Origin of the sequence: Halalkalibacter flavus (assembly GCF_036663575.1) — a bacterium.
GTDB lineage: Bacteria > Bacillota > Bacilli > Bacillales > Bacillaceae_D > Halalkalibacter > Halalkalibacter flavus.
On the sequence record NZ_JAWRVK010000404.1, the window covers coordinates 1 to 239 of the forward strand.

Genomic DNA, 239 nt, shown 5'->3' on the forward strand with positions numbered 1-239 from the left:
GCGCTCCTTAAGAAACTATAAACTTCTTCATTTAAATTTTTTGCTCTTTTCAAATCTTCGACTCCTCCCACTTGTGCTTCTATTAAATGGTCACAGTGAATCGTGGAAGGCACTGCTACTTTTGGAAGCCCTGATGAAATGAACTGAAGCATAGCCATCTGAGCTGTAGCATCTTGCATAGCAACCCTGTCAGGGCGCAACCGTAAATATGAAGTGCCTCTTTCTAGTTCTTGCCCTTG

Annotated in this window: 1 protein-coding gene; it reads right to left on the bottom strand. The window is 42.7% G+C overall.

The features are described 5' to 3' along the window. Nucleotides 1-239: aconitase family protein (locus tag SAY88_RS25615; RefSeq protein WP_332635250.1), on the bottom strand; the 239-nt coding region annotated here is incomplete at both ends.